Annotated in this window: 24 protein-coding genes; 19 read left to right on the top strand and 5 right to left on the bottom strand. The window is 67.1% G+C overall.

Annotation, left to right across the window (positions count from 1 at the left end; genetic code table 11):
• Positions 1–104 precede the first annotated feature (104 nt).
• On the top strand, positions 105–1652 hold the full coding sequence (locus tag ACGFNJ_RS36535; protein ID WP_393459168.1) for an amidase: 1548 nt from the start codon (positions 105–107) through the stop codon (positions 1650–1652).
• Between the two features lie 6 nt (positions 1653–1658).
• Here ACGFNJ_RS36535 and ACGFNJ_RS36530 read toward each other — a convergent pair whose 3' ends face one another.
• From ACGFNJ_RS36530 to ACGFNJ_RS36520, 3 genes are all read right to left on the bottom strand, one after another.
• Positions 1659–2549: a LysR family transcriptional regulator gene (locus tag ACGFNJ_RS36530; RefSeq protein WP_393459166.1), complete on the bottom strand. Its 891-nt coding sequence runs from the start codon at positions 2547–2549 to the stop codon at positions 1659–1661.
• Positions 2550–2983: 434 nt separating this feature from the next.
• Positions 2984–3817 (bottom strand): SDR family oxidoreductase, encoded by an 834-nt coding sequence (locus tag ACGFNJ_RS36525; protein WP_393459163.1) that lies wholly within the window; start codon positions 3815–3817, stop codon positions 2984–2986.
• Positions 3814–5466: an aldehyde dehydrogenase family protein gene (locus tag ACGFNJ_RS36520; protein ID WP_393459160.1), complete on the bottom strand. Its 1653-nt coding sequence runs from the start codon at positions 5464–5466 to the stop codon at positions 3814–3816. Before ACGFNJ_RS36520 ends, ACGFNJ_RS36525 begins: the two co-directional genes overlap by 4 nt.
• Positions 5467–5625: 159 nt before the next feature.
• Here ACGFNJ_RS36520 and ACGFNJ_RS36515 point away from each other — a divergent pair, with 159 nt between their 5' ends.
• Positions 5626–6954: a PucR family transcriptional regulator gene (locus tag ACGFNJ_RS36515; protein WP_393459157.1), complete on the top strand. Its 1329-nt coding sequence runs from the start codon at positions 5626–5628 to the stop codon at positions 6952–6954.
• 4 nt (positions 6955–6958) lie between these two features.
• Here the strand turns inward: ACGFNJ_RS36515 and ACGFNJ_RS36510 are convergent, their stop codons facing one another.
• The gene (locus tag ACGFNJ_RS36510; RefSeq protein WP_069165901.1) at positions 6959–7192 is read right to left on the bottom strand and encodes a DUF2277 domain-containing protein; all 234 of its coding nucleotides are present in this window, start codon (positions 7190–7192) and stop codon (positions 6959–6961) included.
• A gap of 190 nt (positions 7193–7382) precedes the next feature.
• On the opposite strand from ACGFNJ_RS36510, the gene ACGFNJ_RS36505 reads away from it, so the two are divergent.
• Positions 7383–8213, top strand: a complete 831-nt coding sequence (locus ACGFNJ_RS36505) for a DUF1266 domain-containing protein (protein ID WP_069165902.1) — start codon at positions 7383–7385, stop codon at positions 8211–8213.
• 9 nt (positions 8214–8222) lie between these two features.
• Here the strand turns inward: ACGFNJ_RS36505 and ACGFNJ_RS36500 are convergent, their stop codons facing one another.
• On the bottom strand, positions 8223–9074 hold the full coding sequence (locus ACGFNJ_RS36500) for a hypothetical protein (protein ID WP_393459152.1): 852 nt from the start codon (positions 9072–9074) through the stop codon (positions 8223–8225).
• Between the two features lie 452 nt (positions 9075–9526).
• Here ACGFNJ_RS36500 and ftsH point away from each other — a divergent pair, with 452 nt between their 5' ends.
• From ftsH to ACGFNJ_RS36420, 16 genes are all read left to right on the top strand, one after another.
• Positions 9527–11926: an ATP-dependent zinc metalloprotease FtsH gene (gene ftsH, locus ACGFNJ_RS36495; RefSeq protein ID WP_393459149.1), complete on the top strand. Its 2400-nt coding sequence runs from the start codon at positions 9527–9529 to the stop codon at positions 11924–11926.
• A 321-nt stretch (positions 11927–12247) separates the two neighbouring features.
• On the top strand, positions 12248–12880 hold the full coding sequence (folE, locus tag ACGFNJ_RS36490) for a GTP cyclohydrolase I FolE (RefSeq protein WP_393459288.1): 633 nt from the start codon (positions 12248–12250) through the stop codon (positions 12878–12880).
• A gap of 92 nt (positions 12881–12972) precedes the next feature.
• Positions 12973–13839: a dihydropteroate synthase gene (gene folP / locus ACGFNJ_RS36485; protein WP_393459146.1), complete on the top strand. Its 867-nt coding sequence runs from the start codon at positions 12973–12975 to the stop codon at positions 13837–13839.
• 14 nt (positions 13840–13853) lie between these two features.
• On the top strand, positions 13854–14291 hold the full coding sequence (gene folB, locus ACGFNJ_RS36480) for a dihydroneopterin aldolase (RefSeq protein WP_393459143.1): 438 nt from the start codon (positions 13854–13856) through the stop codon (positions 14289–14291).
• A complete protein-coding gene (gene folK / locus ACGFNJ_RS36475) occupies positions 14288–14836 on the top strand; it encodes a 2-amino-4-hydroxy-6-hydroxymethyldihydropteridine diphosphokinase (protein ID WP_393459140.1) in 549 nt (182 codons plus the stop codon). Before folB ends, folK begins: the two co-directional genes overlap by 4 nt.
• Positions 14837–14838: 2 nt before the next feature.
• Positions 14839–15309 carry a DUF3180 domain-containing protein gene (locus tag ACGFNJ_RS36470; RefSeq protein WP_393459285.1) on the top strand — a complete coding sequence of 157 codons (471 nt, stop codon included), beginning with the start codon at positions 14839–14841 and terminating at the stop codon, positions 15307–15309.
• A gap of 70 nt (positions 15310–15379) precedes the next feature.
• Positions 15380–16426, top strand: a complete 1047-nt coding sequence (locus tag ACGFNJ_RS36465; protein ID WP_393459137.1) for a DUF6779 domain-containing protein — start codon at positions 15380–15382, stop codon at positions 16424–16426.
• Positions 16427–16647: 221 nt separating this feature from the next.
• Positions 16648–17577 (top strand): Rossmann-like and DUF2520 domain-containing protein, encoded by a 930-nt coding sequence (locus ACGFNJ_RS36460; protein WP_393459134.1) that lies wholly within the window; start codon positions 16648–16650, stop codon positions 17575–17577.
• Positions 17577–18512, top strand: coding sequence for a pantoate--beta-alanine ligase (gene panC, locus ACGFNJ_RS36455; RefSeq protein ID WP_393459131.1), 936 nt, complete (start codon positions 17577–17579; stop codon positions 18510–18512). Before ACGFNJ_RS36460 ends, panC begins: the two co-directional genes overlap by 1 nt.
• A gap of 21 nt (positions 18513–18533) precedes the next feature.
• Positions 18534–18959: an aspartate 1-decarboxylase gene (gene panD, locus ACGFNJ_RS36450; protein WP_069165911.1), complete on the top strand. Its 426-nt coding sequence runs from the start codon at positions 18534–18536 to the stop codon at positions 18957–18959.
• Between the two features lie 13 nt (positions 18960–18972).
• The gene (locus tag ACGFNJ_RS36445) at positions 18973–19770 is read left to right on the top strand and encodes a type III pantothenate kinase (RefSeq protein WP_393459127.1); all 798 of its coding nucleotides are present in this window, start codon (positions 18973–18975) and stop codon (positions 19768–19770) included.
• 182 nt (positions 19771–19952) lie between these two features.
• Positions 19953–20576, top strand: coding sequence for a cysteine dioxygenase (locus ACGFNJ_RS36440; RefSeq protein WP_393459124.1), 624 nt, complete (start codon positions 19953–19955; stop codon positions 20574–20576).
• 8 nt (positions 20577–20584) lie between these two features.
• Positions 20585–21007 (top strand): rhodanese-like domain-containing protein, encoded by a 423-nt coding sequence (locus tag ACGFNJ_RS36435; RefSeq protein ID WP_069165944.1) that lies wholly within the window; start codon positions 20585–20587, stop codon positions 21005–21007.
• Positions 21008–21310: 303 nt separating this feature from the next.
• Positions 21311–22810, top strand: a complete 1500-nt coding sequence (gene lysS / locus ACGFNJ_RS36430; RefSeq protein WP_393459281.1) for a lysine--tRNA ligase — start codon at positions 21311–21313, stop codon at positions 22808–22810.
• 115 nt (positions 22811–22925) lie between these two features.
• Complete coding sequence (locus ACGFNJ_RS36425; RefSeq protein ID WP_069165913.1) at positions 22926–23285, top strand: Lsr2 family protein; 360 nt, start codon at positions 22926–22928, stop codon at positions 23283–23285.
• A gap of 329 nt (positions 23286–23614) precedes the next feature.
• The gene (locus tag ACGFNJ_RS36420) at positions 23615–24175 is read left to right on the top strand and encodes an FHA domain-containing protein (RefSeq protein WP_393459121.1); all 561 of its coding nucleotides are present in this window, start codon (positions 23615–23617) and stop codon (positions 24173–24175) included.
• Positions 24176–24292 lie beyond the last annotated feature (117 nt).

Genomic DNA, 24292 nt, shown 5'->3' with positions numbered 1-24292 from the left:
CACACCCGACGCCATCGTCCCCCGAGCAGTATTCGAAATGATAACTTGCGGCACAACAGCGATCACCCGAATTCGACAACGATGCGACGGGGGATGACCAGCACATGTTCAACAAGGCCACAGCGGTGGCGGACGGCTCGCCCGCTTCCGGAACCGCTGCCACCGAGAATTCCGCGCAGACACCGACAAGCCACTCGGCTGTCGCGAAGACGCCAGTTGCGCAGCGGCCGACAGTCCGCCGCGCGACCGTCGCCCAGTCACCGCCGAACCACGCCGATCGAGAACTGCCCGGCACGGGCGAACCGGCCGCGGACATCGCCCGCGACACCGCCACCGCGATCGCGGCAGGCGTCCGTGACGGATCGCTGACCCCGACCGAGGTGGTCGACGCCGCACTGGCCCGGATCATTGCCGAGCACCGGATCACCAATGCCTTCAGCGTTATTCGCACGGAGAAGGCACGAACCGAGGCCGCGGCGCTGGAGCAGCGGTCCGACCTCGATGTGCTGCCGCTGGCCGGCGTGCCGATCGCGATCAAGCACAACATCCCGGTGCAGGGCGAGACGATGCGCGCGGGGTCCGCCGCCACCGACGCCCGTCCGGTCGCCGACGATCATCCGGTGGTGCGCAGGGTGCGTGCCGCAGGCGCGGTGATCGTCGGGCTCACCACCGTCCCCGAACTCGGGTTGTGGGGCACCACCGACAGCCCGGACCGGATCACCAGCAACCCATGGAATGTCGCGCGCAGCGCCGGTGGCTCGTCGGGCGGTGCGGCCGCCGCGGTCGCCGCCGGGCTCGTCCCGATCGCGCACGGCAACGACGGGCTCGGCTCGGTCCGCATCCCCGCGGCCTGCTGCGGTGTCTTCGGCATCAAGCCCGGCCGCTACACCGTGCCCGCGGAGATCGGCGTCGACGCCTGGTCCGGCATGGTCGAAAACGGCGTGCTGGCAACGACAGTCGCCGATGCCGCGCTCGCGCTATCGGTGCTGGCCGCCCGGTCGGACCTAGCCGAGGTGGAGCCGCCGGGCCGACTACGCATCGGACTAGCCGTGGCTCCGCCGTCCCGCCTGTTTCCTGTTGATCGGCAATGGACCAATGCCGCCCGCACCGCCGCCTCGGTGGCCGCCGCGGCCGGACATCTGGTCGAGCCGACCGCGTTGCCCTACGGCGACGCGATGCTCTCGCTCTTCTTGCGCTGGTTGGTCGTTGGCTCCCGCGACGGCGCGGCACTACCCCATCCCGAGCGGCTACAGCCGCGCACCCGCCGTCACCTCGCGCTCGGTCGCGTGGTGCAGCGACTACACCTGGTGCGCCCGTCTCAGGTCGATCGGGTCGAGACCCGACTACTGGAATTCTTCGAACGCTACGACGTGGTGATCACACCCACGCTCGCAGGCCCGCCACCGAAGGCGCGGGCGTGGCACACCCGCGGCTGGCTGCTGAATGTGCTTGCCGGCATGCGATTCTTCCCCTTCGCCCCGCTGTGGAACCTGGTCGGCTGGCCCGCCGCTTCCGTCCCGATGGGCATGCACTCCGATGTCGGAACGCCGGTGGCCGCCCAGTTCGCAGGCCCGCCTGGCAGCGAATCCACTCTGCTGCGGTTGTCCGCGCAAATAGAGGCGCTGCACCCGTGGCGGCGCACCATCAACTGAGCGACGCTATGCGCTGACGGCGGGTTGCTGCTGTACCGAGAACCCGCCGTCGGCCGCGCGGCCCGCGAATTCGAGGATGGTCGGCCGAGTGTCGTCGGCACGCCACGCGACGGCGAGCTCGCACGGCGCGAGCCCGGCGACCGGTCGGGCGGTGAGCCCGGGCCAGCGGTACATGGGCACGTTGTTCTCGGCGAGCAAACAGACGCCGAGGCCGAGGCTCACGGCCTCCAGCTTGTCCTCCGGGGTCGCCGCCTCTGCGCCGATCTTCGGCGGGCGGCCGTTGCGTGCGTCGTTGCCGAGCCAGAAGTCGCGCACCGCACCGGCTTCGGTGGGCAGCGCGATGAACGGCTCATCGAGCAGGTCGGCGAACTCGATGGCTTCCCGGTCGGCCAGCGGGTGGTTCTCCGGGAGCAGCACCCAGCGCGGCTCGGTGCGCAGCACCTGCCAGCGGTAGCGGTTCGGGTCGGGCAGCGGCAGCCACACCAGGGCCAGGTCCGCCTGCCTGCCGGACAGACCGCTGGACGGGTCGGTCCACGAGGCCGCGTGCAGGGCGAGTCGGTGGCCGCTCGCGCTCTCCAGGTCGTTGAGCAGTCCGCGCCCGAGCGCGGACTGGATGCCGACGCGCAGCACCTCGCCCGCCTCCTGCAGCGAGACGTTGGTGACCTCCCAGAGCTCCAGGATCTTGCGGGCGCCTTCGAGCAGTTCCTTGCCTGCGACGGTCAGGGCGACGCTGCGCTGGTTGCGGTCGAACAGGACAACGTCGAGCTGACGCTCCAGCTGCCGGATCTGACGCGACAGCGTGGGTTGAGCGATGTGCAGCCGCTGGGCGGCGTTGGTGAAGTGCAGTTCCTCAGCGACGGCGACGAAATACCGCAGGTCGCGCAAATGCGGGTCCATAGCCCCTTGCTATCAGAATCGGTCCTGAATTTCCAGCCTTATCAGGCCAAAAAGTTCGGATACGGGCATCAAAACATTCGACAGGTTTGTTAGGGACAGCATATTGCCTGCGATGGTGTGATGCACCATCGACTCCGCGAATGTTCGGCTTCCGCCCCCTTGTGCCGCCCTCGAAAACAGTTGGGCGCGTGACCAGCATAGATGATCGTTAAGGTGTGCTGTACGGCGGTGGAACGACCGATCGGGATGGTTGCCACCCAGCTGCTGATGGCCCGCTTCTGACCAGTGGGGAGTCATTTGTACCCTCTATAGTGATTTTCGTCACAAAATGGTTTGTATTGCCCATTGAGTTGCTCCCAAACATGCGAAAAGCGCTGCAGCCGTGGACGAATCCACAGCCGCAGCGCTTGCTTCGCAGCGACCAGCGCGCCCGGTCAGGCGCTGCGCGCCCGGTCCTCGTACGCCTTGCGCTTGTCCGAATCGACATCGTCGAGGAACGCGCGGCCCGCACCGAGCGCCCTGGCGATGCCGTCACCGACCGCCTCCGGCAGCAGCCCGACCACCTGCGAGACGAGGCCGGCCACCGCGGTCACCCTGACCTTCGACTTCGGCGCGACGATCAGCGCGACGATGGCATCGGCGATCTCCTCCGGCTCGGCAGGCCGCAGCAACTTCGGCGCCGTGACCCCGGAACCGAGCTCGGTGTTGGTGAGCGTCGGTAGCACCGACGAGAAGTGCACGCCCGATCCCCGGTACTCCTCGCGCAGGGTGTCGGTGAACCCGAGCACCGCGTGCTTGCTCGCGTTGTAGGTGGCCAGGCCGGGAATGTGCGTCTCGCCCGCGAGCGAGGCGATGTTGATGACATGCCCGCGCTTGCGCGGCAACATCCTGGCCAGGCCGAGCTTGGAGCCGACGATGACGCCGTAGACGTTGATGTCGAGAATCCGGCGGGTGAGCTGGTCCGGCTCGTCCACGAACCGCCCCGTCGGCATGATGCCCGCGTTGTTGATCAACACGTCGATCGGGCCGACGGCGCGCTCCACCTCGTCGAGGAAGCTCTCGAACGAACCGGGGTCGGTGACGTCGAGCCTGCCGTAGTGCTCGAAGCCGCGGGTGGTGCCCGACTCCTTGACGGTGGTCTCGTCGATATCGCCGATCGCCACCTTGGCGCCGAGCGCCTGCAATGCCGTCGCGGTCGCCAAGCCGATGCCACGGGCACCGCCGGTGATCACGACGACCTTGCCGCGAACCTTCGAAGCAACTGTCACTTGTTGTCTCCCTTGAGTTTCAGAACGGCAGGAATATCGATGCGGCGCAGGCCGCGGGCGCCGGCGGCGCGCATGGCGCCGACCGCGAAGAGCAGCTTGGGCATCTGGTACGGGAACCAGAACAGTTCCTTCTGCTGGGTCGGCAGGATCGGCGTGGTGATCGCCTGTTGGCGGCAGTATTTGCGCACCCCGTTGGCGCCGCCCCAGCGGGCGCCGACACCGGACAGGCCCCAACCGCCCATCGGCAGCGCGAAACTGAACAGGTTGGCGAAAACGTCGTTGATGTTGACCGCGCCCGCGTTCAGCTGCCTGGCGACCCGATCGCCGCGCTCCTTGTCGCCGGTCCACACCGTCGCCGACAGGCCGTAGCTCGAATCATTCGCCAGCCGAATGGCTTCCGCCTCGTCGGCGACCTTCATCACCGGCAGGGTCGGCCCGAAGGTCTCCTCGGTGACGCACGACATCGTGTGATCCACATCGACGAGCACGGTCGGCTCGAACGCGGTGCCGAACCCGGCCCGCTTGCCGCCGGTCAGCACCTTCGCGCCGGCCGCGACCGCCTCGTCGACGTGGCGCTGCACGATGTTGGCCTGGTTCTCGTTGGCCAGCGCGCCGACGTCGTGCTTGGACTCGCGGCCGTCCAGACCCTGGCGCAGCGACTTGACGTTGGCGGTCAGCTTGGCCACGAACTCGTCGTAGACCGGGGCCTCGACATACACGCGCTCCACCGAGATACACACCTGGCCCGAGTTGAACATGCCGCCGAACGCGATGCCGTGCGCGGCACGATCCAGGTCGGCGTCGGCGAGCACGATGGCCGGATCCTTGCCGCCGAGCTCCAGGCTGTAGGGCACCATCCGCTCGGCGCAGGCGACGGCGATCTTGCGGCCGGTCGCGGTCGAGCCGGTGAACTGGATGTAGTCGGCGTTGGCGACCACGGCGCCGCCGGTCGCGCCCGCCCCGGTGACCACGGCGAAGACCGGCGGAGCGCCGATTTCGGCCCAGCCCCTTGCCATTTCGAGCGCGGACAGCGGCGTCACCTCGGACGGCTTGAGCAGCACGGCGGCACCGGCGGCCAGCGCGGGGAACACATCGAGCGCGGGCATGGCCACCGGGAAGTTCCACGGCGTGATCACGCCGACCACCGGGTAGGGCTTGTACACGGTGGTCAGCTTCTTGACCCTGGCCAGCGGGCTGTGCGGCGACGGATGATCGTCGGCGAGGAACTTGGCGGCCCGGCGCGCGTAGTAGCCGACCAGGTCGGTCGCGAACGCCGGATCGATGAGCGAATCCACCCGTGGCTTACCGGTTTCCGACTGCACCACGTCGGCGATCTGCTCGGTGTTGTCGATCAGCCAGTCCTGGAACTTCAGCAGCCATTCCTTGCGGCCGTTCGGGCCGATGGCCTCCCACTCCGGCTGGTACAGCCGCAGTTCGCGGACCTTCGCCGCGACTTCGTCGGCCGTCGCCACCGGCACCGAGCCGACTAGTTCGCCGGTGCCGGGATTGTGGACCTCGAGCACTGTGGGATCGGGCGTCGGCGTGCTCGGTGCCGCAACCGCCTGCTCCGCTTCCGGCTTCGGCGTTGCCTTCTTCGCTGCGGCCTTGCGTGCGGGTGGCTTCTTGGCCGCTGGCTCGGTGTTGGTCACGCTGTTCTCCCACTGACGTTGTGCTGTGAACGCATGCGCTGACTACTGTGAATCAGGCCACTGAACTATGATCGTGACACAACGTGGGGGGGACGTTCTTGGCGTGGTTTGTCAATGAGATCGAGCAAATTTGTGCTCAGAGAACAAATCGGAGGAGTTGTGACGGCCGCCTCACCGGAGCGTATCGGACCGAACAGCGAAGTGGTCCGCGATTGGCTGGCCGACTACGTCTACGAGACGATGCGCGCCGACTCGCTCGAGCAGATCGTCGGCCGTCTCGACAGCGCGATCATCGCCAAGGTGCCGGAACTCTCCGACCGTGACGTGCGCCGTGACCTCGCTGCGAGTACCCGCGCACACGCCAGGACCACGCTGAGCGGAATCACCAGCGACACTTTCGACTACGTGCTCCCGGAGGAGGCGCACGCCTTCGCGCGCACCATCGCCCGCCGCGGCTTCGACCTGCGGGTGCTGCTGCGGACCTACCACGCGGGCCTGGACGCGGTCATCGACTACATGACTGATGCGATCGAGGAACGGCCCGCGCCGCAGGAGATCGAGCGCGCGGTGATGCTTCGCATGTTCGATCGGGCGACGAAATGGGTCAACATGTCGGTCGAGCTGCTCACCGACACCTACATGGAAGAGCGCGAGCGGGTGCTGCGTGCCGCGCTCAACCGGCGCACCGAGACCATCCGCGCGCTGCTCGCCGGTGACGACATCGACGCGGATCAGGCCTCGGTCCGGCTCGGTTACCGGCTCAACCAGCGGCATCTCGCGTTCGTGCTGTGGACCGACGAGGGCGAATCGGGCAGCGGGGACGGCGAGGTCATCGGCCTGCTCGAGCGGGTGGCGGCCAAGGTGGCGGCCGAGGTCGGCGCAGGAAGGGTGCTGACCGCCGCGTCCGGTGCGAGCGGCATGTGGGCGTGGGCCGGACTCGACGACGCCGAACAGGGTCACGGGCGAATTGAACAGGGCGCGGACGACATCGGCGCACTGGAGCGCAGCGTCGCCGATCTGGTCGACGCGCCGGTCCGGGTCGCGTTCGGCGCGCCCGCCGGGCAGATCGCCGGTTTCCGGCAGAGTCACCGCGAGGCGGTGGCCGCCAGGCAGGTCGCCGAGCGCGGTCCGGTCCGCGCGCACCGCGTCATCGACTATCGCGAGGTGGAGATCGCCTACCTGGCGGGCGCCGACGACGCGGCGATGCGCGGGCTGATCGGCAGGGAACTGCGCGCGCTGTCCGGGCGGGACGCCAACTCGGCACGGCTGCGCGCCACGCTGCACGCCTATCTGAAAAGCCATCGCAGCCCCGAAGCGACGGCGAAACTGCTTGGGGTGCACAAGAACACGGTCCGCTATCGGATTCAGCGGATCGAGGAGCTGCTCGGTCGTCCGATCGAGCAGCGCAGCCTTCCGCTGGAACTTGCCCTCGCCTGCCTTGCTGTCTACGGCGTAGACGTGCTGCCTGACCGGCCGGAAGCCCGGTAGACGGTCAGTCGGCCGCCGCTTCGCGGGTTGCCGGGACCGGGCGTTCGGGTAGGTCGGCGAGCAGCTGGGTGGTCGCCGCGGCAATGATCGAGACCGCCTTGTCGACGGCCGCCTTGGTGGTCGTGCTCAGGCCGGACACACCACCGACCGTGCGCACGTACTGCAGTGCGGCAGCATAGATTTCCTGCTCGGTAGCGGCAGGTTCCAGGCCACGAAGGAGGGTGATGTTCGTACTCATGCGAGCACAGTAGCTCTCTGGCACGCTGCGCGGCAGGGCATGAAACCGATGCGGCGAAAATCGGACAGTGTGCAACAGGTGCGCAGCGTGGCCGGGGGACACGCCCAACAGTGCCGCCGATCAATGTGGACACGCAGAATTCGTTCGGTTACACAGGCTCCTCCAAGATCTATGGGGAACAATCGGTGGCATGCCTGCCCGCGGTGTACCCACGTTGACAACCTTCCCGTACGAGGAGCTGGATCAGCGCGAAGAGGACCACTGGTCCGGCGCCGCGGTCGCCGACGACGAACTGCGGGCGCTGGCGCTCGGCGCGTTCTACTCGGCCCGCTGGGACGCCTTCCACGACGCGTTGCTGCTCGGTCCTGAGCGCGAGCATCCGCTCGGCGACCGCCGCGAGCTCGCCATCGACACGCTCACCGGCGCGTGGGGCATCACCGACGGTACCGAGGCGCAGGCGTCGATGGAGCAGTTGCTGGACGGCATGCACGCGCCGCTGTACGCGCTGGTGCATCCGCTGGTGATGGCCTCGATCAACGCCAGCGAGCGAGACCGGTTCGGCGAGCGCGCCGATCGGCACCGGGCGTTCCTGCGGCAGGTCGGCGCGTTCCGCGGAATGGACAACCCGGAGGCGCTCGTCCGCGACTACGACATCTGGTCGCAGGCCATCAAGATCGGCTTCACCGACCACCTCGCCAGGCCGCTGCCCAGCGATATCCACGCATGGGATCTGGCCCGCGTGGTCGCGGTCGCACGGATGGCTTTCACCGCCGGCTACCTGGACGCCGACCTGGCCTGGGACTACCTGGCGCGCGCACTGCCCATCGCGCAGAGCAAGTACCGCAACTGGCGCCAGTTCGGTGACGCGTACCTGACCGGCTGGACCTACTGGCAGGCCTGCGAAGACCTGGCCGAACTGAAGAACGGCGGCGTCGACCGCCGCATGGAACTGCTGCGCCTGTGGATGCGTCCGACCAGCCCGTGGCGGCGCATCGGGCTGACCCCGGTGGCGCAGCCGTAGGTGCGGGTGTCAGCCGCCGTCGGGCAGTGAGCGCAGGATGCCGCGGCCGTAGCGCTGGAATTGGGCGTCGTCGACCATGCCGAGCGAATGCCGCTCGACGAGCAGCTCCCACTCCGAATAGAGCTGTGCCACACCGGGATCGGCCGGGCCTGCGGCACCGTCGGCGGAATCGCGGCGCACCGCGAAGTTCACCGCGCAGGTGACGCGCTCGGTATCGGCCCGATCGGCGCCGGTGAAACGGAAGGTGACGTTGCCGTCGTGCACGTCCATGTTCGCCTCGCCACGAACCGCGTCGTCGCCGGGCACCACGGGGCTGCCTTCGGTGTTGCGGGCCCACAGCACGGCCGACACCGGTAACTCGTGCGCGAAGCGATCACTGGTGCCGAGCGAGATGAACAGCAGCCGCCCGGTCGTCGCGGCGAGCAGGCCCTGACCGCTGGCGACGGGTGGGTGCGCCGCCGCGATCGCGGTCTCCAGCACGTACTCGTCCGGGGTGACGTAGCGATGCAGCGCGGCGATGGCCGTCTTGGCCTCGCGATTCGGCGCCATCCTGCGCACCGCGCGATCCACGTCGGCGCGGGTCGGGCCGGACTTGCCCCAGGTCGGGGCCGGCGGATTCAGATCGGGGGCGGCGACATCGATGCGCTGGGTGGCCAGGATCTGGCCGTTGATCCGGTCGACGATCTCGGTGGCCGCAGGCACGTCGTGCTCGGCGATGAGCACCGGCAGCGGGGTGCGGTCCGCGGGCACGCCGGTCAGGACTGGGGTCGGGTACCGAAGGTAGATCTCGATGACGACGGCGTCATCGGCGCGCCGGTTCAACCGGACCTTCAGCAGGTCCGTCACCGGAACGTCGAGCACCCGCTCGCCATCGGAGCCAGGACGCAGGACGATCAATCTCCCGCGGCCATGACGCACTATCGCTGTGGGTGTCCGTAGCTCGACTATGTCCATACCCCCTGCGCTCTGTCGGATTGGCGGTGCTCGCGGGGCACTACGTGATTACGCAAGCTACCGCTTTCGTGCCTGTCGTTCGCACCAGCGGTGTTGTGTCGTCGCTCACGATAGGCCGAACATGCCATGATTGTGACCACTTGGAGTAACACAGACGGAGGACTTCGGGAACCACCGACGTCCCTTCGCCGTTGACCTCTTTAACTGCACCTGCAGCCGAACTGCGCGATGTATCGACTAAACCGTACGCGGTAACGTGGCATGTCCGCATCCGAACCCTCCCGGAGCCGGACGCGCCCGACGCATCGCTAGCAAGAACCGGAGACACCGGAAAGGACTGGCCGGCCGGCCGACGCTCTATGAACCGCAAGACTGTGTTTCGCACCCTGGCCATAGTCTCGGGCATTTTGCTCGTGATCTATGCGTTCAGCTACTTCGGCAATGACACGCGCGGCTGGAAGAACGTCGACACATCCGTCGCTTTGAGCCAGCTGACCGACAAGAGCAACGTCAAGAACGTCCAGATCGACGACCGCGAGCAGCAGCTGCGGATCGAGCTGAAGAACGGCAACGACGCGACCGGTGGCCAGAGCAAGATCCTCGCCAAGTACCCCGGTGGTAGTCAGACGTCCGGACAGGTCTTCGACGCGGTGAAGGCTTCGGGCGCGCCGTACAACACCGTGGTCAAGCAGGAGAGCTGGCTCACCCAGATCCTGCTCTTCGTGCTGCCGATGATCATTCTGCTCGGCCTGTTCGTCTTCGTGATGGCCCGCATGCAGGGCGGTGGCCGCGGCGGCATGATGGGCTTCGGCAAGTCGAAGGCCAAACAGCTGTCCAAGGACATGCCCAAGACCACGTTCGCGGACGTGGCTGGCGCCGACGAAGCGGTCGAAGAGCTCTACGAGATCAAGGACTTCCTGCAGAACCCGGTGCGCTACCAGGCGCTCGGCGCCAAGATCCCGAAGGGCGTGCTGCTGTACGGCCCGCCGGGAACCGGTAAGACGCTGCTCGCGCGGGCCGTCGCCGGTGAGGCGGGGGTGCCGTTCTTCACCATCTCCGGTTCGGACTTCGTCGAGATGTTCGTCGGTGTCGGCGCCTCCCGGGTGCGCGACCTGTTCGAGCAGGCCAAGCAGAACAGCCCGTGCATCATCTTCGTCGACGAGATCGACGCGGTCGGCCGCCAGCGCGGCGCAGGCCTCGGCGGCGGCCACGACGAGCGGGAGCAGACGCTGAACCAGTTGCTCGTCGAGATGGACGGCTTCGGCGATCGCACCGGCGTCATCCTGATCGCGGCGACCAACCGCCCCGACATCCTCGATCCCGCGCTGCTCCGCCCCGGCCGGTTCGACCGGCAGATCCCGGTCGGCAACCCCGACCTGGCAGGCCGCCGCGCCATCCTCCGGGTGCACTCGCAGGGCAAGCCGATCTCGCCCGAAGCCGATCTGGACGGCCTGGCCAAGCGCACCGTCGGCATGTCCGGCGCCGACCTCGCCAACGTGATCAACGAGGCCGCACTGCTCACCGCGCGCGAGAACGGCGCGGTCATCACCGGCGAATCGCTGGAGGAATCGGTCGACCGGGTCGTCGGTGGCCCGCGTCGCAAGAGCCGGATCATCAGCGAGCACGAGAAGAAGATCACCGCCTACCACGAGGGCGGCCACACGCTCGCTGCCTGGGCGATGCCCGATATCGAGCCGGTCTACAAGGTGACCATCCTGGCCCGCGGCCGCACCGGCGGCCACGCCATGACGGTGCCCGAGGACGACAAGGGCCTGATGACCCGCTCGGAGATGATCGCCCGCCTGGTGATGGCGATGGGCGGCCGCGCGGCCGAGGAACTGGTGTTCCACGAGCCGACCACCGGCGCGTCCTCCGATATCGACCAGGCCACCAAGATCGCGCGCGCGATGGTCACCGAATACGGCATGAGCTCGCGCCTCGGCGCGGTGCGCTACGGCCAGGAGGCGGGCGATCCGTTCCTCGGCCGTTCGATGGGCCAGGCCTCGGACTATTCGCACGAGGTCGCTGGCGCCATCGACGAGGAGGTGCGCAACCTGATCGAGGCCGCGCACACCGAGGCGTGGGCCATCCTCAACGAGTACCGCGATGTGCTCGACGTGCTGGCGACGGCGCTGCTCGAGCGAGAGACGTTGCACCGCAAGGAACTCGAAACGCTGCTCGCCACGGTGGAGAAGCGGCCGAGGATCACCGCGTTCAACGACTTCGGCGATCGCGTCCCCTCGACCAAGCCGCCGGTCAAGACGCCGGGCGAGCTGGCGATCGAACGCGGCGAGCCGTGGCCGCCGCCGGAGCAGGTCCCCGCGCCTGCGGGCGCGGCACGGGAAAGCCAGCCCGCCAACGGTTATCCGGAGGACGGTGGCTACACCACACCGCCGCAGTACGGCTACCCGGCGCAGCCCGCGAGCGGCTACCCGCTGCCGCAGGCGCCGTCGCCCGCCTACCCGCAGCGCGGTGGTACGCACGGCTCACGCCCCGACTACGGCGCTCCCGCCGGTTGGTCGGCCCCCGGCTGGCCGCCGCGGGAGGAGCCGCAGCAGCAGCCCGGTCAGCCGAGCGGCTGGACCGAACCGCAGCAGCGGCACGGCCAGCAGCCGTGGAGCCCGCAGGGCGGGCCCCAGGACGGCGGCTACGACCGCGGTGGCTACGCCGACCGACCCGGCTATCACGAGCCCGGTCGCGCCAACCCCAACGGCGAGAGCGACAACGGCGAATGGGATGGACCGAACGGTCGACACTGAAGACTGGCGGCACCTCGGCGGGCACGGCTCGCCGAAGTGCCGCGTCCGGCCCGGCAGCGGTACGGACACGTCCGGGCCTGACGAAGGTACGGACACGTCCGGGCCTGGCAGAGGTGCGGAATGGGATCGGCGGCGCTCGCGTTACCTCGATGGTTATCCGAGCCGTTGCCTCCGGGCCTCCTGCTCGCGCCGCGCGAGTGGCGACGATTAGGCTCGACCATCGGGGTGCCGAGTAATTGCCGGCACTCGAGATTTTGGAGGTGTCCTCGATTGTCGGCCAATAAACACGTCGGCGGCCATGCGCTAGCCGATCCGGACGGTATCGCGGAAAACGGTTCCGGAAACGGTGTGACCAGGCCAGAACTGGTCGCCCTCGGGACGGGGCAGCCCTTCGACCAGGCGCGCGCCGAAGCCGCGGTTCGTGAGTTGCTGCTCGCTGTCGGAGAAGATCCCGACCGCCCCGGTTTGATCGATACGCCCGCCCGCGTCGCGCGCGCCTATCGGGAAATGTTCGCCGGGTTGTATGTCGAGCCGGACGCGGTGTTGAACACCACCTTCGACGAAGGCCACCAGGAACTGGTGCTGGTGCGCGACATCCCCATGTACTCGACCTGTGAACATCACCTGGTGTCGTTCCACGGCGTCGCGCACGTCGGCTACATTCCCGGCAAGCACGGCAGGGTGACCGGGCTGTCCAAGCTGGCTCGCGTCGTCGACCTGTACGCCAAGCGCCCGCAGGTGCAGGAACGACTGACCAGCCAGATCGCCGACGCGGTGATGCGCAAGCTCGACCCGCGCGGCGCGATCGTCGTTGTCGAGGCCGAGCACCTATGCATGGCGATGCGCGGCATCCGTAAACCCGGCGCGAGCACCACCACCTCGGCGGTGCGCGGCCTGCTCCAGTCCAGCCCGTCCTCGCGTGCCGAGGCGCTTGATCTGATTCTGCGGAAGTGAGCGAGCGTCAGCGAGTGAACCGACATCACAGCGTGCCTTCGCGCACGGCGGAGCCGAGCGACAGCGAGGCGCAGCCGGGAGTGACGAGACACATGATTGGTGCGCGTGACGGCCGCTCCTGTGTGGTGATGGGCGTCGTCAACGTCACCAGTGATTCGTTCTCCGACGGGGGGCGCTACCTCGATCCCGAGCTCGCGATCGCGCACGGCGTCGAGCTCTACACGGCAGGCGCCGACATCATCGACGTCGGTGGTGAGTCGACCAGGCCGGGCGCGGTGCGCATCGATCCGGAAGCCGAAGCGGCACGGGTGGTTCCGGTGATCAGCGGCCTGGTTGCGGCGGGCGTCCCGACCAGCGTCGACACCATGCGCGCCCGGGTCGCCGAGGCCGCGCTGGACGTGGGCGTCTCGGTGATCAACGACGTTTCCGGCGGCCGCGCCGACCCCGACATGGTGAAGATCGTTGCCGCCGCGGATGTTCCGTGGATCCTGATGCACTGGCGCGCGGGCGCGGACTACCGGCACACCGGCCCGGCCGATCACTACGACGACGTGGTCGCCGAGGTGCTCGCCGAACTCACCACGCAGGTGGACCTGGCCGTCGCCGCGGGCGTCGACCCGGCCAGGCTCATTCTCGACCCGGGCCTCGGCTTCGCCAAGAACGCCGAACACAACTGGGCACTGCTCGGCGCGCTGCCCGAGCTCGTGGCCGACGGTCTGCCGATCCTCATCGGCGCCTCCCGCAAACGTTTCCTCGGCGCGCTGCTCGCCGACGACGCCGGTCCGCGACCGCCCGACGGCCGCGAGACCGCCACCGCCACCGTCTCCGCGCTGGCCGCCATGTACGGGGCATGGGGTGTGCGCGTGCACGACGTGCGCGCCTCGCTGGACGCCATCACCGTGACCGACGCCTGGCGCACCGCGGCCGGGCACACCATCGCCAGGCCGTCGAGCTCGTGAGGAGTACCCCACCGATGAACCAATCCCCGGTCGCCACCGAGCACGCTGCGGCGCAGGCACATTCGTCGATCCGCCGCGGCGCCGATCGGATCGAGCTGCGCGGCCTACGCGCGTTCGGGCATCACGGGGTGTTCGATCACGAGCGTCGCGACGGCCAGGAGTTCGTTGTCGACCTGACCGTGTGGGTCGACTTCGCCGTCGCCGCTGCCTCCGACGATCTGGTGGCCACCGTCGACTACGGGCAGCTCGCCGAGAATGCGGTGCGGATCATCCAGGGCCCGCCGCGCAACCTCATCGAGACCGTGGTGTCCGAGATCGCCGACGACGTGATGACCGATCCGCGCATCAGCTCGGTAGAGGTGGTTGTGCACAAGCCCTCCGCGCCTATTCCGCACGCGTTCGCCGATGTCAGGGTCGTCACGTCGCGCCACCGTGGGGAGCCTGCGGTATGAGTCGTGCTGTGCTCTCGATCGGTTCGAATCTCGGCGACCGGCTCGCGCATCTGCGCAGCGTGGTCGACGGTTTCGGGGGCCGGGTCGTCGCGGTGTCTCCGGTGTACACGACCGCGCCGTGGGGCGGTGTCGAACAGGACGACTACCTCAATGCCATTGTCGTGGTTGAGGATCCGGAGCTCGACCGCGCGGATTGGCTGCGGCTCGGGCAGCAGCTGGAACAGGCCGCCGATCGGGTCCGCGAAGTGCGCTGGGGCGCACGCACTCTCGATGTCGACGTGATCTGGTGTGCGGAGCGGGTGGACGGCGCGCTCGTTGTCTGTCGCAGCGACGACCCGACGCTGACGTTGCCGCACCCGCAGGCGCACCGCCGCGCGTTCGTCCTGATCCCTTGGCTCGACGTGGAATCCGATGCGACGCTCGAGGTGGACGGGCACACCGAGGCGATCACCGATCTGCTCGACGAGCTCTCCGCCGACGAGCGGGCCGGCGTGCACCGCACCGAGCTTTCGCTGTTACCTGCCGCCGAAGGATCGGCTCTGTGAAGCTGAAGCCGACTCGCGTGCTCGATCTGGTGGCGAATGTCGTGATCGCGGCGATCGTCGCGTGGATCGCTACCAGGATGGCCTACAACAGTTTTCCGCCGATCTCGGTCTATGCGGGCGCGTCGCTGTATCCGGTCGCGGCCATTGAAGCGGTGCTGGCGTTCGTGATTCGGGCCAGGGTGAACGACAACGAGCTCGGCAACGGCAGGCATCAGCTGCATCCGATCACCGCGGCGCGCGCGGTCGCGCTGGCCAAGGCCTCGCTGCAGGTCGGTTCGATCGCCGCCGGTGTGTGGCTCGGTTTCCTCTGCTGGGTGTTCCCGCAGCGGGGCACGTTGGGCGCCGCGGCGGCCGACAGTCCCGGCGCGGTCGTCGGGATGCTGGCGGGGGTCGCTTTGGTTGCTGCGGCGCTGTGGCTCGAGTATTGCTGCCGGGCTCCTGAGGACCCCACCGACGATCCGGCAACCACGTAGCGATTATCTCGTTCGGAATCACCGCGCGATGCTGTGGGCGGGACGGAACGATCAAGCTACCCTGGCGTGCATGGTTTCACCCTCCCGTACCAGCACTTCCCGTCGGCGGCGGGAAGACGCGGGAAAATTGTTCATCGGTGTGCTGATTCTGCTCGGTCTGGTTGCCAGCGTTTTTCTGGTCTTCAGCAACAGCTTGCAGTTCGTACGGATCGGTCTGGTAGCGGCGCTGTGGGCGGCCGTCATCGGCGCGTTAGCTGCGACGAGGTATCGCAAGGAAGCGACGATCGACAAAGCCAAGGTCCGCGACCTGCAGACGGTGTACGAGCTGCAACTCGAGCGCGAGGTGACGGCCAGGCGCGAGTTCGAACTCGGCATCGAGACCCGAGTGCGCGAGGAGGTGGGCGCCGATGCCGCCGAGCTGGCCGCGCTGCGCGCCGAACTCACCGTGCTCAGGCAGAGCCTGCAGCGGCTGTTCGACGGTGACCTGCTGATGGAGCGCCCCGCATTGCGCGCCGATGCGACCCGAATTCAGGAGCTGACCAGCGCGGCAGGCGACCCGGCGAATAATAGCTCGGCGAATGCCGGCGTCTGGTCCTACCCGGGAAATCAGCAACCGCGCAGCACCGTGACCCCGGTGTTCGTGCCCGATCATCCCGAGCCGCCGCTCTTCGCCAGTCCCTTCGACGATCCGGTCACGGCCGAGACATCTGTTGTCTCACCCGATTACGAAGAGAGCGACGCCGAGGTCACCGACGTCGACCTCACCGACCGTCGGCACGACAACGTCCATCGGTACGAAGAGGTGACCCAGTCCTCGTCGGGTTGGGCCGACGCGTTCACCGAGGGGCCGGTCATCCAGCCTGCCCCCGAACCGCGCCTCGCCCCTGAACCACGCTTTGCACCCGAACCACCCAGTGCCCCCGCGCCGTCGTCCACCCCGGCGACTCGACCCTCGGCCTGGCCGACGACACAGGCGCCGACGGTCGGCACGGCAAGCTCGCGCAGGCGGCGGCGCGCCGATTCCGACACCGACTCCGCAACGCCGGAGCGCCGACTCTCGGTCGCCGAGATCATGGCGAACCTCCAGTCCGAAGAACAGAGCCGCGACCGCCGGTAGACGTCCCTTCCGCCGCTGTCTGACCAATCCGACCCCGCACAGCGCGAGTTTTGCGAGCGAACGGCGCCGCGGCCACGCGGCCAATAGCCCTGCGTTGTAAATCACGGACCGGGGCCGTGGCATCGGCGAACGGTGGGCCGATATCCTCGATGACGTAACGTCCGGTACCCGCATGGCGGGACTGGAACGACATCGAGAGGACAATGTTGACCTCGAGAAGCGTGAATCCTGACAACGCGACTTCGGGCTACGACCCCGCGCCTGCACGCCTGACGGTGGGAATCGTCTCGGCGGGACGCGTGGGCTCCGCACTGGGAGCGGCACTCGAGCGCGCCGGACATGTGGTGTTCGGTGTCGCCGCGATTTCCGATGCCTCGGTGCAGCGCGCGCAGCACCGGCTGCCCGATTCCCAGATCCTCCCGGTCGAGGAGATCGCAGCCCGCAGCGAATTGCTGCTGCTCGCCGTGCCCGATACCGAACTGGCCGGCCTGGCCCGTGGTTTGGCGAGCGCCAAGGCGGTTCGGCCGGGCACCATCGTCGCGCACACGTCCGGTGCTAACGGTGTCGGCGTGCTCGCGCCGCTCACCGAGCTGGGCGCAATGCCGCTGGCCATCCACCCTGCGATGACCTTCACCGGTCACGACGAGGACCTTTCGCGTTTGGGCAACGCGTGTTTCGGCATCACCGCCGCCGACGAGATCGGCTACGCGATCGGTCAGGCGTTGGTGATCGAGATGGGCGGCGAGCCGGTCCGGGTGCAAGAGGAGAACCGCCCGCTCTATCACGCGGCGCTCGCGCACGGCAGCAATCACTTGGTCACGGTGATCGTGGATGCCCTTGCGGCACTGCGGGTTGCGCTGGCGGGACCCGGTTTGCTCGGCCAGCAGATCGTCGACGATCAACCGAACGGGCTGGCCGAGCGGCTGCTCGCGCCGCTCGCCTCGGCCGCGCTCGACAACGCGTTGCGGCGCGGACAGTCCGCGCTGACCGGGCCGGTGGCCCGCGGCGACGCGGACGCGGTTGCCGCGCATCTGACCGCGCTGCAGTCGGTCGATCCCCGTCTTGCCGAGGGCTATCGCGCGCTGTCGCTGCGCACCGCCGAGCGGGCAGGCACCAATCCCGCCGTCATCGAGCTGCTGAAAGGGCGCTGATGTTCGACCCGAAACTCCGTGGCGCATACCGCCCCGGTGAACTGACCGTGCACCACGACCCCGCGGTGATCACCCAGGTATCCAACGCCTTGCGTGGCGTCGGCCGCACCGTCGCGTTGGTGCCGACGATGGGTGCGCTGCACGAGGGGCATCTGGAGATCGTGCGGCAGGCCAAGCGGACCAACCAGGTCGTGATCGTCTCGATCTTCGTGAACCCATTGCAGTTCGCCGCCAACGAGGATCTCGACAAGTACCCGCGCACGCTGGACGCCGATGTCGAGCTGCTGCGCGGGGAAGGCGTCGAGCTGGTGTTCGCGCCGAGCGCGGCCGAGATGTACCCGGACGGTCAGCGCACCACTGTGCAGCCGGGCCCGCTCGGTGCCGAGCTCGAAGGTGCGAGCAGGCCAACGCATTTCGCAGGCATGTTGACCGTGGTCGCCAAGCTGCTGCTGATCGCGCGGCCGACCGAGGCGTATTTCGGCGAGAAGGACTACCAGCAGCTCACGCTGATCCGCCAGCTGGTCCGGGATCTGAACATCGACGTGAAGATCAAGCCGGTGGTCACGGTTCGCGAGCCGGACGGTCTGGCCATGTCGTCGCGCAACCGCTATCTCGATGCGACACAACGCGCTTCGGCGCTGGCACTGTCCGCGGCGCTGGTGGCGGGCAAGCACGCGGGCGGCCTCGGCGCCGACGCGGTGTTGGCCGCGGCCCGCCAGGTCCTCGACGCGATGCCGGGCATCGAGGTCGACTATCTCGAATTGCGTTCCGCCAACTTGGAACCCGCCCCGGTGACCGGCAATGCCCGGCTGCTGGTCGCCGCCAAGGTCGGCCCTGCCCGCCTGATCGACAACGTCGCTGTCACCCTCGGCGCACCGATCGACGGCCATCCCAACGTCTCCGCCCCGCGGAACTCCCAGCCTGCCAAGGCCTAGAAGCAACGAAAGGGCGACGCCATGCTGCGCACCATGATGAAGTCGAAGATCCACCGCGCCACGGTGACCCACGCCGATCTGCACTATGTCGGCTCCGTCACAGTCGACCAAGACCTGCTCGACGCCGCCGATCTGCTCGAGGGCGAGCAGGTCTGCATCGTCGATATCGACAATGGGGCTCGACTGGAGACGTATGTCATCGCGGGCGCCCGCGGCTCCGGCGTGATCGGCATCAATGGCGCCGCAGCGCATTTGGTGCACCCTGGCGATCTGGTCATTTTGATCGCTTATGGCCAGTTGAACGAACAAGAAATCGCGGAATACGACCCTCGCGTTGTTTTCGTGGACGACCGGAATCGACCAGTCGAACTCGGCTCGGATCCGGCGCATGCGCCCGCGGGTTCCGGCCTGACTTCGCCGCGTTCCCTGTCCATCGCGCACGGCTGAACAGGGCCGGTCAATGCTGCTGACAATCGATGTCCGCAACACCAGCATCGTGCTCGGGTTGTTCTCGGGCAGCGGCGCACATGCGAAACTGGTGCGGCACTGGCGGATTCATACCAATCCGCTGTTGACCGCCGATGAATTCGCCATGCAGGTGCGCGGCCTGGTCGGTGCGCAACTCGATGAGGTGATCGGAGTTTCGGCGCTGTCCACGGTGCCGCCGGTGCTGCGGGAACTGCGGACAATGCTGAGCCAGTATTGGGGCCACGTGCCGCACGTGCTGGTCGAGCCCGGCGTCCGCACCGGTATTCCGCTGCTGGTCGACAACCCGAAAGAGGTGGGCGCCGACCGCATCGTGAACTGCCTCGCCGCCTATCAGCACTATTCCTCGCCCGCGATCGTCGTCGATTTCGGCACCGCGATCTGCGTCGACTTGGTCTCGGCCAAGGGCGAATTCCTCGGTGGGATCATCGCGCCCGGCGTGGAGATTTCGATGGAGGCGCTGGTGGAGCGCAGCGCGCTGCGCCGAGCCGAGCTGGCGCGGCCGCGTTCGGTGCTCGGCAAGAACAGCATGGAATGCATGCAGTCCGGTGCGGTTTTCGGTTTCGCCGGAATGGTGGACGGGCTGATCGACCGGATCCGGGACGAGTTCGCCGCGTTTGCCGGCGACGAGGTCGCGGTCGTCGCCACCGGGCCGAGCGCCGCGCTGATCGTGCCGGAGTCGGAGACCATCGACGACCACGATCCATACCTCACCCTGACCGGTCTTCGCCTCGTATACGAGCGCAACCAACGCCGCAAGGGCAGTGTCTGATTCGCGCGATGTCGGATTTGTCGCACCGGCGGGGTCTTGCCGATAATGCCGGTGCGCCTGCTACACTCTCCGACGTGTATTTCCGCGTGCGCACCCAGGAGTGTTGTCGAGGCTGACCTGGCCTCGACCGATCGAGGCTGACCACCGCCCTCGACCGTTCACTTACTCCTGGAGATTCGCTCATGCGTTCTTCTGTTCTTTCCCTTACCTCCGCGCGTGACGCGTTTTCGGCTACCCCGCCGCTGGAACGCGCCGTTGCTTCCGCATTGCCGACGCGCTTGCGCCCCGCCGATTTGCTCCGGTTGACCGATGAAGGTGCCGAAGACGTACTGGCCGGCCGGTATGACCATCTACTACCCAGTAATGGCATCTGGCCGTCGGATGAACGGTGGGCGACCCGGCTGCTCGCCGATGACGAAGTCGATGTCTGGTTGATCAGCTGGACCCCCGGAAAATCCACCGAACTGCACGACCATGCCGGTTCGCTCGGCGCATTGACCGTACTCAGCGGCGCCTTGTCGGAATATCGATGGAACGGCACCGAGTTACGTCGCCGCATCCTTTCCGCGGGCGATCAAGCGTCGTTCCCGATCGGTTGGGTGCACGACGTGATGCGTGCCCCCGCGCACGCGGTCGTCGACGCCGCCACGGAAACCGCACTCGATCCCGCACTGCTCGACCCGACGCTCAGCGTGCACGCCTATTCCCCGCCGCTGTCTGCCATGTCCTATTACGAGGTCACCGGCCACGGCACCTTGCGGCGCACCAGAACCGTTCTCACCGACCAGCCCGAAGGTGATATGTAATGAACCGTTTGACCATCGATCAGATGCTCGACAACGCACGATCCCAGCTGACCAGGATCTATGCCTTCGAATTGCCGAAGGCTCTGGCCAGAGGCGCGATTCTGGTCGACATCAGGCCGCAGGCGCAGCGTGCCCGCGAAGGCGCGTTGCCCGGCGCCCTGGTGATCGAGCGGAATGTCCTGGAATGGCGGCTCGATCCGACCAGTTCGGCCCGTTTGGCGCTGGCCACCGATCACGACGTGGAATGGATCATCTCCTGCTCCGAGGGCTATACCTCCAGCCTTGCCGCGGCATCGTTGCAGCAACTCGGGCTGCACCGCGCGACCGATCTGGTCGGCGGCTACCACGCATTGAAGGCGGCGGGCTTGCTGCACATCGGAATCCAGGCGCCGCACTTCACCCGCGAGGTCGCCTCGCTCGCTTCGCTGTAATTCCCTTTCGCTTCCACTTCGAAACATACGGGCGCGCAAGTGCTTTCGGGCTGATGGCGATGCGCATCCGCTATTTCTCGGGCAGGCAACCGGGCGGGACGGGGCGTCGACGGTGACGGGTAAGCAAACGCCGACCGTACAAATCCGGCGCCGCGGCCCGGCAGGAACCGATACCGATTCGTTACTACGCGAAGTAGGACGGGCGGCGCGCAAAACGATTTCCGATGCACGCTAGGGTTGTTGGATGTGAGCACCAGCAACACTTCCCCCTCCAGCGATCCCGCATCGGATTCGCGGCCTGCCGTGGCGCCTGACGCCGACGACGCCCCGGAGCAGATACGGATTCGCAAGGAGAAGCGGGAGCGGTTGCTCGCGGACGGCGGTGAGGCCTATCCCGTCGTGGTGCCGAGGACACATACCCTCGCCGAAATTCGGGCGGCTTATCCCGATCTCGCGGCGGACACCCAGACGGGCCTGCAGGCCGGTGTCGCGGGACGCGTCATATTCATGCGCAATACCGGCAAGCTGTGTTTTGCCACCCTTCAGGAGGGTGACGGCACCAAGCTGCAGGCGATGATCAGCCTGAACGGCGTCGGCGCCGAGGCGCTCGCGGCCTGGAAGTCCGATGTCGACCTCGGCGACTTCGTTTTCGTGCACGGCGAGGTGATCTCCTCGCGCACGGGCGAATTGAGCGTGATGGCCGATTCCTGGTTCATGGCGGCCAAGTCGCTGCGTCCGTTGCCGGTGGCGCACAAGGAGATGAACGAGGAGTCGCGGGTCAGGCAGCGCTATGTCGATCTGATCGTGCGGCCGGAGGCCAGGGAAATGGCACGGACGCGGATCGCGGTGGTGCGCGCGATGCGCAATGCGCTGGAGCGACGCGGTTTCCTCGAGGTCGAGACGCCGATGCTGCAGACGCTGCACGGCGGCGCCGCGGCAAGGCCGTTCGTCACCCATTCCAATGCGCTCGATATGGATCTCTACCTGCGCATCGCGCCGGAGCTGTTTCTCAAGCGCTGCGTGGTCGGTGGGCTGGAGCAGGTCTTCGAGATCAACCGGAACTTCCGCAACGAAGGTTCGGACTCCACGCATTCGCCCGAGTTCGCGATGTTGGAGACGTATCAGGCGTACGGCACCTACGACGACTCGGCGCGGATGACCCGGGAATTGGTCCAGGAGGTCGCCCAGGAGGTGTTCGGCACCCAGGTGGTGACGCTCGCCGACGGCACCGAATACGACCTGCGCGGGGAGTGGGCAACGGTCGAGATGTACCCCTCGCTCTCGGACGCCCTTGGCGTATCCGTGACGCCGGAAACGTCGGTTGCCGAATTACTCGAGCTCGCCGATCGGGTCGGTCTGGAAATTCCGGCGGACAAGGGCTACGGGCACGGCAAACTTGTCGAGGAACTGTGGGAACACCAGTACGGCGACAAGCTCTACGCACCGACTTTCGTGCGTGACTTCCCAGTGGAGACATCACCGCTCACCAGGCAACATAGGAGCAGGGCAGGGGTCACCGAGAAGTGGGACCTGTATGTCCGGGGCTTCGAGTTGGCTACTGGCTATTCGGAGTTGGTGGATCCGGTGATCCAGCGCGAGCGCTTCGTCGACCAAGCGCGACTAGCCGCGCAAGGTGATGACGAAGCCATGGCGTTGGACGAAGACTTCCTGGCCGCGATGGAGCACGGCATGCCGCCGACGACTGGTACGGGTATGGGAATCGATCGTCTGTTGATGGCGTTGACGGGTCTCGGAATCCGGGAAACAATACTGTTCCCAATTGTGCGACCGGTCACTCGGTGACCAGCTGATTGCAAAATTTCGGCCCTGTCTTGGAAAATTTGAATTTCGAGGTATTCTTGCCTCGGGTAATCGGCCTAGTATGCGGGTCGCACGATTTCGAGAGGACGTTCATCTCATGGCAAAGAAGGTCACCGTTAGCCTGATCGACGATGTCGATGGTGAGTCCATCGCGGACGAGACCATCGAGTTTGCGATCGACGGTGTGTCGTACGAGATCGACCTGTCGTCGGCAAATGCGGCGAAGCTGCGCGACGGTCTGGAAGAGTGGGTTTCGAGCGCGCGCCGGGTCAGTGGCCGTCGTCGGGTCAAGGCTGCCGCGACCGCGACGGGTGCCCCCAAGGGTCGGGTCTCGATCGACCGTGAACAAAGTGCGGCAATTCGCGAGTGGGCACGTCGGAATGGACACAAGGTGTCCGCGCGGGGACGTATCTCCGCGGACATCACCGATGCGTACAACAAGGCCGCCAAGGGTTAGTTTCATATTTTTCGCCCGCCGTCCCAGCGAATCGTGCGACGCCGGGGCGGCGGTCTTGTTTCTGCCTCACGCTCGCACGATCGAGGGCGGAGGTCGTGCGAGACTCGCGCCGACTGTGTTTAATAGGCCTTCGATATAGCTGTACGCCCGGATGACACGCTGCCGGGCGTGGCGCGCGGGTCGATCTTGCTCGTTGTTCCAGGACGCGGCACCATGGATAACGTGCGACGGTCACTGGCGGTATGGAGAGGCGAGGTATCAGCGCAGTGACTGGATTCGTCGGATCTTTTTTACGATTCCAAGATGACACGGGGCGTCAGCAGGAATTCATGCTCGACCCCGACCGCGAGCGGGTGACCATCGGGCGCTCCCCGCAGGCCGATCTCGCCATGCCGTGGGACGCGGAGGTGTCTCGGCTGCACGCGGCGATCGAGTACCTCGGTGCGCAGTGGACGATCATCGACGACGGGCTTTCCCGCAACGGCACTTTCGTCAACGGCGAGCGGCTGGTCGGCAGGCGCAGGCTCGACCCGGGTGATGTCATCCGGGTCGGCACGTCGCGGGTGTCCTTCCACGAATTCGGCGGCGTCACAGACGACATCACTCGCGTCTCCAGCGGCTCCATCCCAACTTTGCGGCAGCTCACCGACACTCAGCGCGCGGTGCTGATCGCGCTGTGCCGTCCGTACAAGAACAACGCGGCCTTCGCCACCCCCGCCTCCAATCAGCAGATCGCCGAGGAACTGTTCCTCAGTGTCGACGCGATCAAGACGCACCTGCGCGCGCTGTTCACCAAGTTCGGCGTGGAAGACCTGCCGCAGAACGCGAAACGGGTTCGGCTCGCGTATCTGGCGATCCACAGCGGACTCATTTCCGATCGCGACCTCTGAGCCCGGTGTGTGAGACTCCCGTAGACGATCGCTTAGTCAGCCGAGCGTCCTGGCCATGGAGAGCCGGGTCGGAACAGGCTTGACTGAGAATCGTTGAACCGGAGCGTTGAGGGCTCC

It is taken from the genome of Nocardia sp. NPDC049149, from assembly GCF_043197455.1.
In the GTDB taxonomy this organism is placed as follows: Bacteria; Actinomycetota; Actinomycetes; order Mycobacteriales; family Mycobacteriaceae; genus Nocardia.
This window is presented reverse-complemented; position numbering and strand designations above follow the sequence as displayed.

What these genes read in the sequence shown, in the direction of transcription:
- ACGFNJ_RS36535 (WP_393459168.1), top strand. Translation starts at nt 105, where the DNA reads ATGTTCAACAAGGCCACAGCGGTGGCGGACGGCTCGCCCGCTTCCGGA.
- ACGFNJ_RS36530 (WP_393459166.1), bottom strand. Translation starts at nt 2,549, where the DNA reads ATGGACCCGCATTTGCGCGACCTGCGGTATTTCGTCGCCGTCGCTGAG.
- ACGFNJ_RS36510 (WP_069165901.1), bottom strand. Translation starts at nt 7,192, where the DNA reads ATGAGTACGAACATCACCCTCCTTCGTGGCCTGGAACCTGCCGCTACC.
- ACGFNJ_RS36505 (WP_069165902.1), top strand. Translation starts at nt 7,383, where the DNA reads ATGCCTGCCCGCGGTGTACCCACGTTGACAACCTTCCCGTACGAGGAG.
- ftsH (WP_393459149.1), top strand. Translation starts at nt 9,527, where the DNA reads ATGAACCGCAAGACTGTGTTTCGCACCCTGGCCATAGTCTCGGGCATT.
- folP (WP_393459146.1), top strand. Translation starts at nt 12,973, where the DNA reads ATGATTGGTGCGCGTGACGGCCGCTCCTGTGTGGTGATGGGCGTCGTC.
- folB (WP_393459143.1), top strand. Translation starts at nt 13,854, where the DNA reads ATGAACCAATCCCCGGTCGCCACCGAGCACGCTGCGGCGCAGGCACAT.
- folK (WP_393459140.1), top strand. Translation starts at nt 14,288, where the DNA reads ATGAGTCGTGCTGTGCTCTCGATCGGTTCGAATCTCGGCGACCGGCTC.
- ACGFNJ_RS36465 (WP_393459137.1), top strand. Translation starts at nt 15,380, where the DNA reads ATGGTTTCACCCTCCCGTACCAGCACTTCCCGTCGGCGGCGGGAAGAC.
- panC (WP_393459131.1), top strand. Translation starts at nt 17,577, where the DNA reads ATGTTCGACCCGAAACTCCGTGGCGCATACCGCCCCGGTGAACTGACC.
- panD (WP_069165911.1), top strand. Translation starts at nt 18,534, where the DNA reads ATGCTGCGCACCATGATGAAGTCGAAGATCCACCGCGCCACGGTGACC.
- ACGFNJ_RS36445 (WP_393459127.1), top strand. Translation starts at nt 18,973, where the DNA reads ATGCTGCTGACAATCGATGTCCGCAACACCAGCATCGTGCTCGGGTTG.
- ACGFNJ_RS36440 (WP_393459124.1), top strand. Translation starts at nt 19,953, where the DNA reads ATGCGTTCTTCTGTTCTTTCCCTTACCTCCGCGCGTGACGCGTTTTCG.
- ACGFNJ_RS36425 (WP_069165913.1), top strand. Translation starts at nt 22,926, where the DNA reads ATGGCAAAGAAGGTCACCGTTAGCCTGATCGACGATGTCGATGGTGAG.
- ACGFNJ_RS36420 (WP_393459121.1), top strand. Translation starts at nt 23,615, where the DNA reads ATGCTCGACCCCGACCGCGAGCGGGTGACCATCGGGCGCTCCCCGCAG.